The 17,142-nt window shown below is 53.4% G+C and carries 14 protein-coding genes; all 14 read right to left on the bottom strand.

What is annotated here, in order from left to right:
- Positions 1-51: 51 nt before the first annotated feature.
- Positions 52-1,461, bottom strand: a complete 1,410-nt coding sequence (locus ACR9FF_RS21680; protein WP_435164646.1) for a LysM peptidoglycan-binding domain-containing protein — start codon at positions 1,459-1,461, stop codon at positions 52-54.
- Between the two features lie 107 nt (positions 1,462-1,568).
- A complete protein-coding gene (locus tag ACR9FF_RS21685; RefSeq protein ID WP_435164649.1) occupies positions 1,569-2,567 on the bottom strand; it encodes an RluA family pseudouridine synthase in 999 nt (332 codons plus the stop codon).
- 27 nt (positions 2,568-2,594) lie between these two features.
- On the bottom strand, positions 2,595-3,896 hold the full coding sequence (gene hemL / locus ACR9FF_RS21690) for a glutamate-1-semialdehyde 2,1-aminomutase (RefSeq protein WP_435164652.1): 1,302 nt from the start codon (positions 3,894-3,896) through the stop codon (positions 2,595-2,597).
- A 6-nt stretch (positions 3,897-3,902) separates the two neighbouring features.
- The gene (hemB, locus tag ACR9FF_RS21695) at positions 3,903-4,898 is read right to left on the bottom strand and encodes a porphobilinogen synthase (protein ID WP_435164655.1); all 996 of its coding nucleotides are present in this window, start codon (positions 4,896-4,898) and stop codon (positions 3,903-3,905) included.
- 54 nt (positions 4,899-4,952) lie between these two features.
- Positions 4,953-6,515 carry a uroporphyrinogen-III C-methyltransferase gene (cobA, locus tag ACR9FF_RS21700; RefSeq protein WP_435164658.1) on the bottom strand — a complete coding sequence of 521 codons (1,563 nt, stop codon included), beginning with the start codon at positions 6,513-6,515 and terminating at the stop codon, positions 4,953-4,955.
- A 4-nt stretch (positions 6,516-6,519) separates the two neighbouring features.
- On the bottom strand, positions 6,520-7,494 hold the full coding sequence (gene hemC, locus ACR9FF_RS21705) for a hydroxymethylbilane synthase (RefSeq protein ID WP_435164661.1): 975 nt from the start codon (positions 7,492-7,494) through the stop codon (positions 6,520-6,522).
- 19 nt (positions 7,495-7,513) lie between these two features.
- Complete coding sequence (locus ACR9FF_RS21710) at positions 7,514-8,152, bottom strand: precorrin-2 dehydrogenase/sirohydrochlorin ferrochelatase family protein (protein ID WP_435164664.1); 639 nt, start codon at positions 8,150-8,152, stop codon at positions 7,514-7,516.
- 14 nt (positions 8,153-8,166) lie between these two features.
- Entirely contained in the window at positions 8,167-8,982 is an 816-nt protein-coding gene (ccsA, locus tag ACR9FF_RS21715; RefSeq protein ID WP_435164667.1) for a cytochrome c biogenesis protein CcsA, read from the bottom strand.
- Positions 8,983-9,028: 46 nt separating this feature from the next.
- Positions 9,029-10,399 (bottom strand): glutamyl-tRNA reductase, encoded by a 1,371-nt coding sequence (gene hemA / locus ACR9FF_RS21720; RefSeq protein WP_127494633.1) that lies wholly within the window; start codon positions 10,397-10,399, stop codon positions 9,029-9,031.
- A 195-nt stretch (positions 10,400-10,594) separates the two neighbouring features.
- Positions 10,595-10,993, bottom strand: coding sequence for an adenosylmethionine decarboxylase (gene speD, locus ACR9FF_RS21725; protein WP_015846002.1), 399 nt, complete (start codon positions 10,991-10,993; stop codon positions 10,595-10,597).
- A gap of 362 nt (positions 10,994-11,355) precedes the next feature.
- Positions 11,356-11,946, bottom strand: coding sequence for a non-ribosomal peptide synthetase module (locus tag ACR9FF_RS21730; protein WP_127494635.1), 591 nt, complete (start codon positions 11,944-11,946; stop codon positions 11,356-11,358).
- Between the two features lie 181 nt (positions 11,947-12,127).
- Complete coding sequence (gene yihA, locus ACR9FF_RS21735) at positions 12,128-12,733, bottom strand: ribosome biogenesis GTP-binding protein YihA/YsxC (protein ID WP_015846005.1); 606 nt, start codon at positions 12,731-12,733, stop codon at positions 12,128-12,130.
- The gene (lon, locus tag ACR9FF_RS21740; protein ID WP_435164673.1) at positions 12,730-15,240 is read right to left on the bottom strand and encodes an endopeptidase La; all 2,511 of its coding nucleotides are present in this window, start codon (positions 15,238-15,240) and stop codon (positions 12,730-12,732) included. The genes yihA and lon overlap by 4 nt, the downstream gene beginning before the upstream one ends.
- Positions 15,241-15,276: 36 nt before the next feature.
- On the bottom strand, positions 15,277-16,980 hold the full coding sequence (lonB, locus tag ACR9FF_RS21745; protein ID WP_127494639.1) for an ATP-dependent protease LonB: 1,704 nt from the start codon (positions 16,978-16,980) through the stop codon (positions 15,277-15,279).
- Positions 16,981-17,142 lie beyond the last annotated feature (162 nt).

The following is a 17,142-nucleotide window of genomic DNA, read 5'->3' on the forward strand; positions in this document are numbered from 1 at the left end:
TAAAAGCTCCTCCGTCAGCCCAGAGAAAGGCTGACGGAGGAGCTTTTTTAGTTAGGGAATATAGAGAAGCTGGCCTTCCGCGACGGAAGATTCGTTCAAGCCGTTATACAGCAAAATCTCGCGAGGATTGAGGCTGTATCTGACCGCAATCGACTCCAGCGTCTCGTCTCTTTGGACGATGCAGACACGGATTTTGCGGAATTCGTTCTCCTCCGACTGTTTGCCGAGGAATAAGGTCTTCCACTCGATATCGTCGCCGGATGAGCGGGTTTTAGCCTGCTCGGCTTGCTTGGCTGCAACCTCTTCCGCCGCCTGTCGCGCAGCCTGCTCGCGCTTGCTCGTTTGAAGCAGCGTCATCAGACCAACATTGGGCGCTTGCTCCGGATTGTTTTCCGGCTGCTTGCTGCCGACCCCTATCCGAATCTCCTGCTTCTCGTTGTCCGGCATGCGGGGAGCCTCCGGCTGCGCCTGCCATTCCGCTTCGCCTGCCGAGTCTCCGCCGAAGGAAGCAAATGCCTCCTCGTTAGGCTCATCCGCTTGTTCGGCAAAGGACTCCTCCTGCCATTCCTCTTCGCTTTCCTGCTCGAACTCGTAAGTATTCTCCCTCTGCGAAGGCGGAGGCGCCTGAGGAGGAACGGTTGGCTGATAGAACGAAGCAGCATTTTGTTGATTTGGAGGTTGATAGGACTGCGCCTCAGGCTGGGTTCCAGGCTGATTGGCCGGCTGGCTCGATTGGAACCACTGCGAAGCAGACCAGCCGCTGTCCCTCGGCGAAGCCGAAATCGTGACGGTAGCATCCGCTTCTTCGGCTTCGTCTATCCCTTCTTCCTGCTCCTCTTCCTCGAATGCCTCGAAGCTTTCTTCTTCCTCTTCTTCCTCGAACTCTTCTTCCTGAGCTCTTTGCGTTCCAGGAAGCTGGCCTGCATAGCCCGTAAAATAAGGCTGCTGCGTCACGGACTGCCACGTTTCCTGAGGCTGGGCCTCAATGTCCAATTGCGCCTCTGCCTCGAAATCGGATTCCTCATTCGAAGCCTCGCGCTCATGAACGACCGTTATCGGCTCCTCCCGCCATGCCTCTTCCGCATCGGGAAGCGGTTCAACGAGTATACCTCTAAGCGATAACACGCCGGTCACGTTAAGCGTCCGCGCGGACAATAAATCTACGTCAAAATTATCGATTTCTACCGAAATGTCGTCAAGCCGAGATACCCGGTTGAGCGGCAGCGTAATTTCGACCGGAATCCAGTGCTCCAGCGTCTGCAGGCTTCCTCCGTCCGATTGGCCGCGATACACGCCGTTTAAGAGCAGCTGCCCTTTCAGCACCGCATGATCACCCTGCTCAATCACCTGAATACGCGGGGTTAGCTCAATTTCCTCCAGTTCGTCAATCGCCGCTACCTCATCCGGCAAATGAATACGCTCATACAAATCAAATCGCAAGCCTTTGGATTGATCTGTCACGCGATATCCTCCCTCCCAATACCATAAATGAAAAGCAAATGCCTAAAGCTTGGGCTAAAGTTACATTCACTACTATCTATATGGCGCGGAAATAAGGCGCATGACTATCAATTTGTCCGTCTGCCCAGCTTGTCAAGAAGATTCGCAAGCCATTCGGGCTCCGCTGCGGCCGCTTCTACGAAATCACCCGTCCATGGATGAGGAAAAAGCAGCCGTTCGCCATGGAGCGCCTGATGCTGCAGCAGTCTCGTATCCCCGCCGTACAGCTTGTCGCCAAGCAAGGGATGGCCAAGATGGCTCATATGCACGCGAATTTGATGGGTTCTGCCGGTTTCCAGACGCAAACGGACAAGAGTAGCATCCGAAAAAGCGCGAATGGTTTCATAGTGGGTAATAGCCGGATCGCCGCCGGGCGTTACGCGTCGCCTTGAAGAATGATGACGGTCTTTGCCGATCGGAGCGTTAATCGTGCCGGACGGCTTTTTCACCTTTCCTTGGACGACGGCAAGATAACGCCGGTCAATCCGTTTCTCGCGCATGGCTTCATCCAGCACCCATTGGGCTAGATCATTCTTCGAATACAGCACCGGACCGGATGTATCGTCATCCAGACGATGAATATGCCGGACGGGAAGCGGATCCCCTTGCTCCAGCAGCCATCTCGCCGCCGCTTCATCCAGTGTACCGGTCTGACCGGCATGAGATTCGTGAACCGGCATACCCGCTGGCTTGTTAAGGACAAGGCAGAAGTCATCCTCGTAGAGGACCTCCGCTGCCTGTGCTAGAGAGGAATAGCCGCTGCTCTTTGCTTTGCGGTATAACGGATCCGAGACGGGGTCTACCGGCGGGAAAGCTAGGAGGCGAATCTTCTCTCCCTCCCAACCGATACCGCCAACCGAGAACAGACGGTTAATCCATTTTGCCGGAAATAAAGAACAGGCCAGCAGCCATTGCCGCACAAGATGCGGATGACTGCCGGCCTCCGGAATGGAAAGCTGCTCCGTTAGCTGCCCGGAAGCCGAATCCTTGCCTGTCGTCTGCCCGGTCAAATCCGCCGGCAGAAGCGACAGCCATTGCCCCTCGCGTCGATAAGGACGTTTATGCATGGATATCGAACCTTCCTGTTCTACATTTTATAAGCTTGCAAGCGCCTGGTCATGGACGGCAATCGTTGCATCGATATCCTCGTCCGAATGGACGGCGGATACAAACATGCCTTCAAACTGCGAAGGAGCAATACTTACGCCCAGATCAAGCATCGCAGAGAAGTAAGCTTTGAATTGTTCAAGATTAGACGTCTTGGCGGTCTCGAAGTTAATGACATGCGTCTCGGTGAAGAACGGACATACCATCGAACCAACCCGGTTAATCGTTGTTGCAATGCCATGCTTGGCGGCATTTTTCTCAAAGCCGAGCTGCAGACGGACGGCTTGACGCTCGAGCAGCTCGTAAGTTTCTTTCGTTAACAGCTTCAACGTTGTATAGCCGGCTGCCATTGCAAGCGGGTTGCCGGACAAGGTGCCGGCTTGATAGATCGGACCGCTTGGCGCGATCATTTCCATGATCTCGCGTTTGCCGCCGTAAGCGCCGACTGGCAGACCGCCGCCGATCACTTTGCCGAAGCAGGTCAAGTCCGGCGTAACGCCGTACAGACCTTGCGCGCAGCTGTAATTGACGCGGAAGCCGGTCATAACTTCGTCAAAGATGAGCAGGCTGCCGTATTGCTCAGTCAACTCGCGGAGCCCCTGCAGGAAGCCCGGCAGCGGCGGGACAACTCCCATATTGCCCGCTACGGGCTCGACGATAATGCAGGCGATCTCTTCGCCGAATTTTTCGAAGGCCAGCTTAGCCGATTCCAGATCGTTATATGGAACGGTTATCGTTTGGGAGGCCACGCCTTCGGGAACGCCGGGGCTGTCCGGAAGGCCAAGCGTGGCTACGCCTGAGCCGGCTTTGATAAGCAGGCTGTCGGCATGCCCGTGATAGGAGCCTTCAAATTTCAAAATTTTGCTGCGCTTCGTATAACCGCGCGCAAGACGCAGCGCACTCATCGTCGCTTCCGTACCGGAGTTAACCATACGGACGATATCTACGGACGGAACGCGTTCAACGACCAGCTCGGCCATCAGAGTTTCCAGCTCGGTTGGCGCGCCAAAGCTTGTTCCTTTTTCCGCGGTTTTCTTAATCGCTTCGATCACTTCGGGATGGGCATGCCCCATGATGAGCGGTCCCCAGGATCCCACATAATCAATGTAGCTGTTGCCATCGATATCATATACGCGGCTGCCTTTTCCGTGATCCATATAAACCGGGTTAAGACCTACGGATTTGAATGCACGCACCGGGCTGTTCACGCCTCCGGGAAGCACTTGCTTCGCACGGGCAAAAGCCTCTCTCGAACGGTCATCGCGTCTGTTGCCAATCGATCTGCTCATCCTTCGTTATTCTCCTCTCAGCCAGCGCGAAGCATCCTTCGCATGGTAAGTAATGATCAAATCCGCGCCGGCGCGCTTCATGCTGATCAGCTTCTCAAGCACAATCGCCTTTTCGTCAATCCAGCCGTTGGCCGCAGCGGCTTTCACCATGGCATACTCACCGCTTACGTTGTAAGCAACGATCGGCAGATCAAAGCTGTCGCGAAGCTGGCGAACGATATCAAGGTAAGAAAGGGCAGGCTTGACCATGAGCATATCCGCGCCTTCGAATACGTCGGAATCCGCTTCGCGCAAAGCTTCGCGGGCATTAGCCGGGTCCATCTGATACGTCTTGCGGTCGCCGAACTGCGGCGCGGACTTCGCTGCATCCCGGAAAGGACCGTAGAAGGCGGAAGCATATTTAACCGAATACGACAAAATCGGAACATGGCTGAAGCCCGCTTCATCCAGTCCTTCGCGGATAGCCGATACAAAACCGTCCATCATGTTCGATGGAGCAATCACGTCCGCACCCGCTTCCGCCTGGGAAACGGCCGTGCGAACCAGCAGCGACAATGAAGGATCGTTATCCACAACCGCCGTTCCCGTAGCTTCATCCAAATGCACCATGCCGCAATGTCCGTGATCGGTAAACTGGCAGAGACAAGTATCCGCCATAACGATCAGCTCAGGCGCCCATTTCTTGATCAGGCGCGTAGCTTCCTGAACGATTCCATTAGGATCATAGGCCGAAGTACCTTCAGCATCCTTATGGTCAGGCAGACCAAAGAGCATAATCGCTTGAATGCCAAGGGAAGTAATCTCGCGGATCTCCGCTTCCAGAAGATCAAGGGAGAAGCGGTATACGCCGGGCATCGAGCTAATCTCTTCTTTTATGTTCGTCCCGTATTTCACATAGATCGGATATATAAAATCATTTGCCGTCAGTACGGTTTCGCGTACGATATTGCGCATAGCGGCCGATTGACGCAATCTGCGGTGTCTCACAATGGGAAATGCCATTTCAAATTCCTCCTCTAATCCTGCTAGCGATGGGTATGCGATAATTGCCGGTAATTAAGACGGATCAGCCTTCAAACGTTTGGTGATTTGATGCTGAACCAATGCTTCAACCAGTGCTTCGATTGTAGCATCTTCCGGTTCAATGGTAACGGAAAGTCCGGCTTCGGAGGCCGTCTTCGAAGTCACGGGGCCAATGCTGGCCACATCGATGCCGGTCAGCCGCGCGACCGGATCTTCGAATCCGTTCCTGCGAAGCACCTCAAGCAGATTCGTTACCGTCGAGGAGCTGGTGAACGTAATCGCGTGAATTTCCCGGTTGCGGATCCATTCAAACGCCTGCTCATCCTGCGAATCCGCAATCACCGTCTCGTAAACATCCAACTCAATTGGGACAAGACCCTTAGCCTTCAACTCAAGCGGCAAAATCTCGCGCGCGAGATCGCCACGCGGGAGAAGAACCTTCTCTCCCGGCTTCAGCTGGCCTTCCAGCTGTTCGAGCAATCCTTCCGCCTGAAACTTGGCCGGCAGCTGATCCGCAATCAAGCCACGCTTGCGCAGAGCTTCCGCGGTCCGTGGACCAACCGCCGCAATACGGGCGGCATGGAAGCGCCGGATATCCACGTTAAAGCGATCCAGCCAGTTGAAGAAGTACTCTACCCCGTTCACGCTCGTAAACATGATCCAATTATACGACTCCGCATCCGCAAGAGCGGTACGGATCGCTTCGGCAGCAGCCTCCTCCCGGGGCTCGCGCGTCTCAATCACCGGTAGTTCGCAAGGCTCGCCGCCAAGCTCTTCAATCCGGTCAGCCAAGTCGCTGGCCTGTGCCCTGGCCCGCGTGACAAGCACACGCACCCCAAAGAGCGGCTTTTGCTCGTACCATTTCAGCTTGTCCCGCTGGAGAACCACATCGCCGACAACAATAACCGCCGGCGGCTGGAAGTTCGCCTCTTTCACGATCCGTTCAATCGACTCCAGCGTGCCGACAATCGTCTGCTGCTCCACGCGGGTCCCCCAGCGTATAAGGGCAACCGGCGTTGTTCCCGGCTTGCCGTGGCGGATAAGCTGCTCGGCGATATAACCGATCTTGGCTACACCCATCAAGAAAATAAGGGTACCCGTTGCATTGGTCACCTTGTCCCAATGGATGGAGCGGTCGAGTTTCTCCGGACTCTCATGCCCCGTAACAATGGACAAGGAAGAAGCCAGGTCCCGGTGAGTCACCGGAATACCGGCATAAGCGGGTACCGCGATTGCCGACGTAATGCCCGGAACAATCTCGAACGATACGCCATTCTCCTGCAGCAATTCCGCTTCCTCGCCTACACGGCCGAAGATCGTGGGATCCCCGCCTTTCAGCCTTGTGACCGTATGCCCTTCCAAAGCCAGATCGACAAGCAGCTGGTTAATCTCTTCCTGCTTCATCGTATGGCGGTCAGGAAGTTTGCCGACGTAAATTTTACGGGCACCTTCCTTCATATATCTAAGCAGCCTTGGGCTCGCCAGGCGGTCATAAACAACAACGTCGCTTCGTTTCAGACATTCCAGTCCGCGGACCGTAATAAGCTTTGGATCTCCCGGTCCGGCGCCAACGAGATAGACAACTCCTTTATTCATCGCGTTATCCCCCGAATTCCGCCAAAATGCGATCCGCGCCTCTTGCCTTCAATGCCGCCGCAACATCGCGGCCCAGCTGCTCCGGATCGGTTCCCTTCCGGATTTCCTTCAGCATCACTTCTCCGTCAGGAGAGCCAACCATGCCGGTCAGCTCAAGCTCGGCGTTGTCGAAGCTCTCTTCCCCGGACTTCTTGTGCACCACGGCAAAAGCGCCGATCGGAACCTGGCAGCCGCCGTTTAGCGCGCCCAGGAAGCTTCTCTCCGCGCGGACGGACAGCGAGGTTTCGGTATCATTCAGCAAATCGAGCAGCTCGCGCACCCCGGCATCCGCCGTACGGCACTCGATGCCAAGCGCTCCTTGTCCAACCGCCGGGATCGACAGATCAACGGGGATAAACGCCGAGATCCGGTCCTCCCAGCCCATGCGGGTAAGACCGGCCGCGGCCAGTACAACCGCGTCAAAGCCTTCCGTCTCCAGCTTCCGGATCCTCGAATCGATATTGCCGCGGATGGAATCAAGCTCAAGATCCGGGCGTATATTTTTAAGCTGGCTGGAGCGGCGCAGACTGCTTGTTCCGACTCGCGCGCCGGCCGGCAGATCATCAAGCGAGCTCCCCTGCTTCATAATCAGGCAATCGCGGGGATCAACCCGTCTCGGAGTTGCGCCGTTCATCAGTCCTTCCGGCAGCTCATAAGGCATATCCTTCATGCTGTGGACAGCCATGTCGATCTCGCCGTCAAGAAGGGCCTGCTCGATTTCTTTTACAAACAAGCCTTTTCCGCCAACCTTGGACAACGTGACATCCAGAATGCGGTCACCCTTCGTCACAATTTTCCGAATTTCAAAATGGTAATCAAATCCGTGTTTCTCGCTGATTCGCTTCAACTCGTCAATGACTTGACCCGTCTGCGTCAACGCAAGCGCGCTCTGGCGTGTCCCTACCACGATTGTACGCGGTCCATTCTCATGAGCTCCCATTATTGTCTTCCTCCCGTCGTCAATCCAAGGGCCTCTTCGCCCGAAGTCGTTCTACCCAAGCTTTCGGCTCCATGTCCGCATGATCCCCGAGCGGCACCTCTTCGGCGGCAAGCCTTAGAAGCGTTTCCCTCTCGCCAGGCTCAGAGACATCAGCCTTCACGTAATCGCGCAGCCGCCTGAGCTGCTCCACGCTATATCCGTATTCTTCGCCGTATTGCCGTTCCAGCTCCCGCTTAATCCTTGAAGAGAGAGCCGGGCTTGCGCCAGTTGCAGAGACGGCAATCAGCAGATCCCCGCGGCGTATGACCGAAGGATTCAGAAACCCTCTTCCTTCGTCCCCATCAACCGTGTTAACCAAAGCTCCGGCCCGCCTGCCGTCGTCCGCGATCCGTCGGTTAAGTCCGGAATCATCCGTAGCGGCAAACAGCAGGCGGGCATCAGTCGCATCTTCCGGCTCATAGGTCCGGCAATTCCACTGAAGAGATCCGCAAGCGACAAGCTCCTGCAGCCGGGCGGTAATCCGCGGACTGACAAGAATGACGGTATCCGCTCCCGCCTCCATGAGGCCTATCGCCTTGCGCTCGGCAATCCGTCCGCCGCCTATGATGACGCAGCGTTCGCCGCGAAGCTGAAGCATTACCGGGTAATAGCCGTTCATGCGCATCCCCTCTTCTAGTGAAACGTCGACAAATAACTGGATAACAAATTAATAATCAACATAACGAATGCAATCAGATGAAGTCTTGCAAGCTGCGTCCCTGGACGTCTCAGCATTGCCCTTTGAATAATATAATTGACGTAAAAGATCAATGTCGCAAACGAGGTTAGAACCTTCCAGTCAAGCAGCAGCTGCGGGCGTCCTTCCGCAAGCAGCACGGTAACGGCAACCGATAAGGACATTGCAAGCAGCGGTACCCCGATTATAATTGCCCTGTCCGAGAAACGTTCAATCCTATCGAGACTTGGCAGCCTCCGCGTGAACGGAGTCCATCGTTTCCCTTTCAGCTGCTTGTGCAGGAACAGATACATCCCCGCGAAGATGGATCCTATCGTCAGCGATGCGTATGCGCATAGCACCAAACTAATATGTACAAGGAGCAAGTCGCGCATCGCCTGCGAAACTCCAAACTGTTCATCCATTCCAGGCCGGCTGTACAAGTTAAGCGCCAGCACGGAGAAGCTGATGATGTTAACCAGAAAAACGAGAAACTCGATTTTGAAAAACTTGCTGATGACCAGGGATATCGTAACTAGCAGCCACGAAAAGCCTAGCCAATATTCAAAGGACGAAATTGCCGTTATCTCGAAATGGGTCACGAGCCGGCTTACCAGAATGACGGTTTGCAATATCCATACAAAAATAAGGAGCCCTGTTCCAATCCGCTTCGCTCTCCGGTTCGCATCCATGAAATCGGAGAAGTAAAACAGAAGGCTCAGGGCGTAAATATAAAGTATCGCGTCGTAAAGCCACTTTTGCGTAAAAAACATAAGCTTCCACCTTGCCGCCCTTCGCGATTATTCGGGTAGCGCGCTGTTATCGAAGGATAGACGCCAGTGCCGAAGCTGCCGGACGTGCAGGCATCGTTTTCTTTTTCGCCGCAGACGCCGTGTCTGCTTCAGCTTGTTTCGACTGGGCCAGCTCATCTTCAAGCGCAAACAACTTAACGAACATATCCATTGCTTCCTCGGAATGTTTCTCTCCGGCCATTTCTTTAATCCGCAGGATCGGATCTTGCATCATCTGGTTCACAATGCTCTTCGTCAGTTTGCGGATTACCTTCAGTTCATGCTCGTCCAGATCCGGCAGCTTGTTCGTCAGGCTGTTAAGCGTCTCTTCATGAATGTGGGCAGCCTTTGTCTGGAGCGCACGGATTAAAGGAACAACGCCAAGCGTCTTGTACCATTGCTCGAACTGCTCCGATTCTTGTTCAATCATCGTTTCGATCTTCTCCGCTTCCTTCCGGCGTTGCTCGATATTGCTTGCTACAATACCTTCCAAATCGTCAATGTCGTACAGGAACACGTTCTCGACCGCGGCAATCGCCGGATCAAGATCGCGCGGAACGGCGATATCAATCATGAACAAAGGCTTCGACTTTCGGCGCTTCATCGCTTCGGCTACCGCTTGGCGTTCCAGCACATATCCATCCGCTCCCGTGGAGCTGATCACAATGTCCGCTTCATGAAGCTTGCTTGCCGCGTCTTCCATCGAGCAGGCAACCCCGTTAAACTTCTCCGCCAGTTGAGCCGCTCTTTCATACGTACGGTTCACCACAATAACGCGGTCAGCGCCGTTCGCATACAAATGCTTCGCCGTAAGCTCGCCAGTCTCGCCCGCGCCGATGACCATAACCGTCTTCTTGCTGAACTGGCCAAAAATCCGCTTGCCAAGCTCTACGGCCGCATAGCTGACCGATACCGCTGATTCTCCAATCGTTGTCTCCGAATGAGCACGCTTGGCCATCGTAACCGCTTGTTTAAACAGCATGTTGAACAGGGTTCCTGTCATCTTCTGCTGCTGCGCAAGCGCAAAAGCATCTTTTACTTGTCCCAGAATTTGCGTCTCGCCGATCACCATCGAATCAAGCCCGCTTGTTACCCGGAATAGATGCTCGATAGCCTTGTCATCCTCATGCATATATAAATGGTTAGTGAACTGCTCTCTAGGCAGCTTGAACCACTGCTCCATAAAGCTGCGGATATAATGCCCGCACAAATGGTGCCTGTCCACTACCGCATACAGCTCGGTACGATTGCAGGTCGCAACAATGACACATTCCATAATGCTGCTTGTGTTCATCAGCTGTTTCAATGCTTCCGGCAATTCTTTCTCGGCAATCGCAAACCGTTCTCTTACTTCAACGGGAGCGGTCCGGTAGTTCAAGCCGACTACGATAATGTGCATGCGCGTTCACCTGCCTTTCTTCAAAATTAACTTTAGAATGATTATAACATAGTTCGACAAGCCGTACGGCTTCATATTGGCTTCATTTATGAATAATGTTTGAAAACCCTCATTGCCATTATTCCCTGTTTATACAAAGAAAATAACCATGGACCGAGGTCTATGGTTATCTCTATATCTTTTCAATTTAAAAGCTTAAACAAGCTCAACTTGTTGCATTTTTGGTTCTTCTACTTTCAACTCGCCCATGCCGCGAACAAGCTTCTTAGCATGAGTAGTCGTTGGCTTCAGTACAGCGATCATGTAGTCAATCGCAAGCTGTGGATCCACAGTTTCACCGCATGTGTAGCAGTCGAGAGCGGCGAATCCTTTCTCAGGATACGTATGAATCGAGAGATGACTCTCCGACAGCAATACAAGTACTGTTGCTCCTTGAGGCTCAAATTGTTTCGATTGCACCGATAATACGGTAGCGCCGCATGCTTCAGCAGCCTCCACCATTTGGGCTTGCAAAAATTCAGCGTTGTTCAGCAGATCAAAGTCTACTCCCCAAGTATCAACAGCAACGTGTCTTCCGAAAGTTGAATATTCCATCTTCCGGTTCCCCCTTCCTAGGAATAAAATGTTTAAAAAAATTTCATCCGCTAGGACCTACGTCATTCACTTCCCGAGGGAATAATCTCTCGCAACATAACCATGTCCTGAGTGAATCCTGGTTCCTATTTTGTTTAGACCAATGTTTTCAACGAGATTAAAAATAACATCTATTGGGCAGAATTGCAACCCTTTTTTTCGGGAAGAAACGAAAACTTTTTTCCGCTTTAATCCCGTATACACAGTATGTAGGTGAGGCGGTTTCCGTACCTTGCGATGCGTCCATTCCGATATCATTTTTTTGTGAACAAAAGCAAAAAAAGAAGCCGCATTCGGCGGCTCCCAGGTTCAAGGCTTATCGGTTAAGCTTCAAATACAAACAACTTCTTGGTCAGCATCGCTAGTCTTTCGTCGATGCCGGCAATCTGCAGGCGGTCCTTCGTTTGATTGCGCAGGTCTAGCAACTCGTTAATCGCGTTGTTGACCAGCTCGATTTCACGTTCGATCAAGCGGCTACGGAACACACGCTCCAACTGGCCGACCGTATCCTTGTATTCGAATACGACCCGTGTGCCCGACGATGTGCTTTCAACGATTTTGCGGACGCTGCCATTTGTATAATGGTAGATCATCGTATAATGGCTGTAGATACGATTAACAACTGCGTCTCCACGGAAAGCCGTTACGGCTTTGCGCATGGCGTTGGTCAGCTTGGGTTGAATCAGGCGGCAAGAGAGTTCACATACATAGTGGTCTTGCTGACGTTCGAACGTCAGTGTGACTTCTTCCTTCCCTGCTACGTCTTCGAGAACCAGCTCCTGGTTTCCGTTATCGAGGACCTTCACGTTCATGCATACCTGCTGGTCATCGAAAAACCGAATAAATTGCTTCATCTCATCGCTCGTCAATTGCAGTTTGGCACTTACATACTCTGTGGCTAGCCGCTGAGCCATAAAAATCTCCTCAATTCTTTAAACTTGCGCTTTTGTTCTTAATGCCTAAGTATATTATACGTGATCAGAGCTTTTTATTCCTGCCGTTCAGCCTCGATATTCTCGCATATTTCTGAAAAATCCCGTAGATTTCACGAGGAAAGCTGTATTTCTTGCTGTATCCTCTGCATTATAGACGAAGTTATTGATCTATCTCCGTTATATGCCCAATCGCTCCGTTAATGACCTCCCACAGCTTCTCGCGGCCAAGCCCCGTCTCCGAAGAAAACATGACCAGGGAGTCGCGCGGATCCGCCTCAAGCGTCTCTTTGATAACCTTTACATGCTTGTCCCATTTGCCTTTCGGGATTTTGTCCGCTTTCGTGCAGACGATGCAGGTTGGCACGTTGTAATGCTTAAGCCAATGATACATGAGCACATCGTCCTTTGACGGAGCATGGCGCATATCGATAACGAGAAGCTGCAGCTTCAGTTCCTTTCGGTCGCGAATATAAGTCTCGATCATTTGCCCGAACAGCTCTCGCTGCGTTTTTGATACCTTCGCATAACCATAGCCGGGAAAATCGACGAAATAGACCATATCATTCACGCGATAATAGTTAAGCTGTTGCGTCTTGCCGGGCTGCGAGCTTGTTCTGGCCAGGTTTTTACGCAGGATCAATTTGTTAATGAGCGACGATTTGCCGACATTGGAACGCCCTGCCAGAGCAATCTCTGGCAAGGCGTCAACTGGATATTGCGAAGGTCTTACTGCACTTATGATAAATTCTGATTGAGTAATTTTCATCCGATTACTGTTCCTGCTTTCTCTTCGGTGTTAGCCGGCAGCAGCGCATGCTGCAGAACTTCGTCCATATGGCTGACAGGAACAAAAGTCATTTCACTGCGTACGCTGTCCGGAATATCGCTTAAGTCGCGTTCATTATCCTTCGGCAGAAGCACCTTTCGGATGCCTGCCCGGTGAGCGGCGAGCGATTTCTCCTTCAAGCCGCCAATCGGAAGCACGCGGCCGCGCAGCGTAATCTCGCCGGTCATTGCCACTTCCTTCGATACATACCGGTTCGTCAGGGCGGAGATCAAAGCGGTTGCCATCGTTATGCCGGCAGATGGTCCGTCTTTGGGAATCGCGCCTTCCGGAATATGAATATGGATATCCTTGTTCACATGGAATTCGGGATCGATACCAAGCTCAATGGCCTTGGACCGCGTATAACTGAATGCGGCCTGCGCCGATTCTTTCATCACGTCGCCAAGCTTGCCGGTCAAGGTAAGCTTGCCGCTGCCCGGCATAACCGTTACCTCGATCACCAGCGTATCTCCGCCAACCTCGGTCCAAGCGAGGCCTGTTACGGCACCAATCTGGTTCTCGACCTCGGCCGTGCCATGGCGGAACTTCGCAGGTCCAAGCCATTCCTTCAGCAGCTCCGGCGTTACCGTCAATGTCACTGCCGACACCTCCGCTTGGTCTTGCTTAGCCTCGGCTTCTTCCGCAGCATCGTCTGCGCCGAAAGCCGCCTCCAGCGTATTCAGCTCGGGAGCTTCATAAGGCTGACCGGCCAAATCGCCTTCGCCCCGTTCCTTGCTGCCTGCCTGTGACTTGGAGCCCTCCGATACAATATGCTTCGCGGCCTTCCGGCTCAAAGCGGCGATCTGCTGCTCCAAATTCCGTACGCCGGATTCGCGCGTATATTCGCGGATCAGCTGCAGGACAACTTCATCCTCGACGACCAGCTGATCTTCCGACAGTCCATGCTCCCTGCGCTGCTTCGGCAGCAGATAGCGTTCCGCAATCTGCTGCTTCTCCAGCTCCGTATAGCCCGGAATGTAGAGCACCTCCATCCGGTCGAGCAGCGGACGCGGAATGTTGTGGAGCGAATTGGCCGTCGTGACAAACATCACGTTAGACAAATCAAACGGCACTTCGATGAAGTGGTCGCTGAACGTATTGTTCTGCTCCGGATCAAGCACCTCAAGCAGCGCGGATGAAGGATCTCCGCGGAAATCGCTTGCCATCTTGTCGATCTCGTCAAGCAGAAAGACCGGATTATAGGATCCCGCCGTCTTCATTCCTTGAATGATCCGTCCAGGCATAGCGCCTACATACGTACGGCGGTGACCGCGGATCTCAGCTTCGTCGCGAACGCCGCCCAGCGAGATTCGAACGAATTTGCGGTCAAGCGATTTGGCGATCGAACGGGCAAGAGAGGTTTTGCCGACACCCGGAGGCCCTACGAGGCAAAGGATCGGCCCTTTCATCTTCTTCACCAGCTGCTGGACCGCCAAATATTCAAGCACGCGCTCCTTCGGCTTCTCCAGGCCGTAGTGATCGTTGTTCAGGATCTCTTCGGCCTTGCTTAGGGATAAGTCGTCTTCCGTATGCTTGCTCCAAGGCAATGCTAATAACCAATCGATATAATTGCGGATAACGCCGCCCTCGGCGGACGTTGCGGGCATTTTTTCCAGACGATCGATTTCCTTCTCGACTTTCTCCCGCACATTGCCCGGAACTCCCGCTTCATTCAGCTGATTGCGAAGCTCCTCGACCTCGCCGGCGCGCCCTTCCTTCTCGCCAAGCTCCTTCTGGATCGCTTTCATCTGCTCGCGCAAATAATATTCCTTCTGCGTCTTCTCCATCTGCTTTTTGACGCGCTGGTTGATTTTGCGTTCGAGCTCAAGCACCTCGCGCTCGTTATTCAGGATATCAAGCAGACGCTCAAGACGCTCCCGAACATCGATGGTCTCGAGAATATCCTGCTTATCCTTGATTTTCAGCGACAAATGGCTTGTAATGACATCGGCCAGCCTGCCAGGCTCATCGATATCCGATACCGCCGCAAGCGTCTCCGGCGTAACCTTCTTCGATAGCGAAATATAATGCTCGAACTGGCTGAGTACCGACCGCATAAGCGCATCCACTTCGGGATCGTCAGTCTCCGGCTCAGGAAGCTCGAGCACCGTTACTTCGTAAAACTGTTCATTTGGCACATAATCCACTACCTCGGCTCTTACAACGCCTTCAACAAGCACGCGGATTGTACCGTTGGGCAGCTTCAGCATCTGTCTGACCTTCGCAATGGTGCCGACGCGGTAAATATCGTCTTCTGTAGGCTCTTCGATATTGACTTCGGATTGCGAGCACAGAAGAATCATATGATCGTCGATCATGCATTTCTCCAGCGCCCGCACCGATTTGTCCCTTCCCACATCAAGGTGGAGCACCATGCTGGGATATACAAGCAGCCCCCTTAAAGGAAGCAGGGGAAGCCGACGGCCTTTTGTTTTTCCGGATCCCACACCAGCACCTCCAATTGTTTCGAATACCCTATTTTATCATTCCACGGAATCCGCCTGCAAATAGGGAACCCCCGAAGCGATAAAAAGATCGGAACCGACATGGTTTTCAACCTCTGCGACAACGGTTTCGCCAATTGGGAAGACATATCTGAACACCTCGTCAACCCGGTCTACCGGAATGACCTTCAGCCCTTCCAAACCTGCAAAAATCGCCTGCCAGTTCTCGCGCGGAATAATAACCGTCTCCGCCCCAGCCTGGAACGCCGCTTCTACCTTCGCCAGCACGCCGCCTACCGGCTTCACGTTGCCGTGTATGCCAACCTCGCCGGTCATCGCCAGCTTGTTGTCAATCGGCACCTCTTTGATCGCCGAGGCAATTGCCGTTGCCATGGCAACACCGGCGGATGGCCCGTCGATTGGCGTGCCGCCAGGGAAGTTGATATGCAGGTCAAAGTCCTGCGGGTTCAGTCCGTAACGGCGGAGCATCGTCAGCACGTTCTCAACCGAGCCCTTCGCCATGCTTTTCCGTCTAAGCGTCCGGGAACCGCCTCCCAATTCTTCCTCGTCGACAACGCCGGTAATCGTATATTGACCTTTGCCGGCAGCCGCAGGAATAGCGCTGACTTCGATTTCAAGCAATGTTCCCATATTAGGACCATACACCGCTAAGCCGTTAACGAAACCGATCTGAGGCGCTTCCGGCACTTTCCGGTCCGGACGAGGCGGAATTTGGCTGCTGTTCACAACCCATTCCACATCCGCTGCCGTGATGGCATCCCGTTTCTCGGATAAGGCAATACCGGCTGCAAGCTGAATGACGTTAACCGCTTCGCGTCCGTTCGTCGCATATTTCTTCACGACGTCCACGGCATCCGGGCATGGACCAAAGCCGATTTTTTTAACGGCATTTTCGGCAATCGATGCAATCTCGCTTGCGAGCAGCGGACGGAAATAAATCTCCATGCAGCGCGAGCGGATAGCCGGAGGCAGATCCTGCGGCGAACGCGTTGTCGCGCCTACAAGACGGAAGTCGGCCGGCAGACCGTTCTGGAAAATATCGTGGATATAAACCGGAATATTCGCATCCTCCGAATTGTAATAAGCACTCTCCAGGAACACCTTGCGGTCTTCCAGTACTTTTAACAGCTTATTCATTTGAATGGGATGCAATTCACCGATTTCGTCGATAAACAGGATGCCGCCATGCGCCTTCGTCACCGCACCCGGCTTCGGCTGCGGAATGCCGGCCACGCCCATCGCCCCGGCTCCTTGATAAATCGGGTCATGAACGGAGCCGATCAGCGGATCGGCAATACCGCGCTCATCGAACCGGGCCGTTGTGGCGTCAATCTCGGTAAACTTCGCTTCATTCAGAAACGGCGAGGAAGGATTCTTTTTCGCTTCCTCCAGTACAACGCGGGCAGCCGCCGTCTTTCCGACTCCCGGCGGTCCGTAAATAATGACATGCTGCGGATTGGCGCTGCAAAGCGCCGCCTTAAGCGCGCGCAGACCGTCTGTCTGCCCGACGATATCCTGCATCGCCTGCGGACGTGTTTTCTCCGCAAGCGGCTTGGTCAGCGAGATGGAGCGCAGCTTGCGCAGCTTATCCATCTCCTTGCGCGACTCCCGATCGACCGCGGAGCGGTTCGTCTTCTGATTGCGCAGCAAATTCCAGAAATATAAACCAATAACCACAGCAAAAAAAACTTGGATCAGCATCAAAACCATACTTAAACTCATTAACATCTTCTCCTCTCAAAGCGAACTATTCCGGCAAAAGAGTACGTAATTGGTAGTATTGCCCCTTGCTGCAGGGAATAATCGCTTCCGGAAGAAAAAAGAGGCATTCCTCCGCAACCACCGATTGGGGTTGCTTCCGAATGCCTCTTTTATCAGATGGCA

The organism is Paenibacillus glycanilyticus (assembly GCF_051200795.1).
In the GTDB taxonomy this organism is placed as follows: Bacteria; Bacillota; Bacilli; order Paenibacillales; family Paenibacillaceae; genus Pristimantibacillus; species Pristimantibacillus glycanilyticus.

Excerpts from the sequence above, each read along its gene's own strand:
- hemL (WP_435164652.1), bottom strand. The coding sequence starts at position 3,896 with ATGAGCAGATCGATTGGCAACAGACGCGATGACCGTTCGAGAGAGGCT.
- ACR9FF_RS21730 (WP_127494635.1), bottom strand. The coding sequence starts at position 11,946 with ATGGCTCAGCGGCTAGCCACAGAGTATGTAAGTGCCAAACTGCAATTG.
- hemA (WP_127494633.1), bottom strand. The coding sequence starts at position 10,399 with ATGCACATTATCGTAGTCGGCTTGAACTACCGGACCGCTCCCGTTGAA.
- yihA (WP_015846005.1), bottom strand. The coding sequence starts at position 12,733 with ATGAAAATTACTCAATCAGAATTTATCATAAGTGCAGTAAGACCTTCG.
- hemB (WP_435164655.1), bottom strand. The coding sequence starts at position 4,898 with ATGGCATTTCCCATTGTGAGACACCGCAGATTGCGTCAATCGGCCGCT.
- speD (WP_015846002.1), bottom strand. The coding sequence starts at position 10,993 with ATGGAATATTCAACTTTCGGAAGACACGTTGCTGTTGATACTTGGGGA.
- ACR9FF_RS21685 (WP_435164649.1), bottom strand. The coding sequence starts at position 2,567 with ATGCATAAACGTCCTTATCGACGCGAGGGGCAATGGCTGTCGCTTCTG.
- lonB (WP_127494639.1), bottom strand. The coding sequence starts at position 16,980 with ATGAGTTTAAGTATGGTTTTGATGCTGATCCAAGTTTTTTTTGCTGTG.
- ACR9FF_RS21710 (WP_435164664.1), bottom strand. The coding sequence starts at position 8,152 with ATGAACGGCTATTACCCGGTAATGCTTCAGCTTCGCGGCGAACGCTGC.
- hemC (WP_435164661.1), bottom strand. The coding sequence starts at position 7,494 with ATGGGAGCTCATGAGAATGGACCGCGTACAATCGTGGTAGGGACACGC.
- cobA (WP_435164658.1), bottom strand. The coding sequence starts at position 6,515 with ATGAATAAAGGAGTTGTCTATCTCGTTGGCGCCGGACCGGGAGATCCA.
- ccsA (WP_435164667.1), bottom strand. The coding sequence starts at position 8,982 with ATGTTTTTTACGCAAAAGTGGCTTTACGACGCGATACTTTATATTTAC.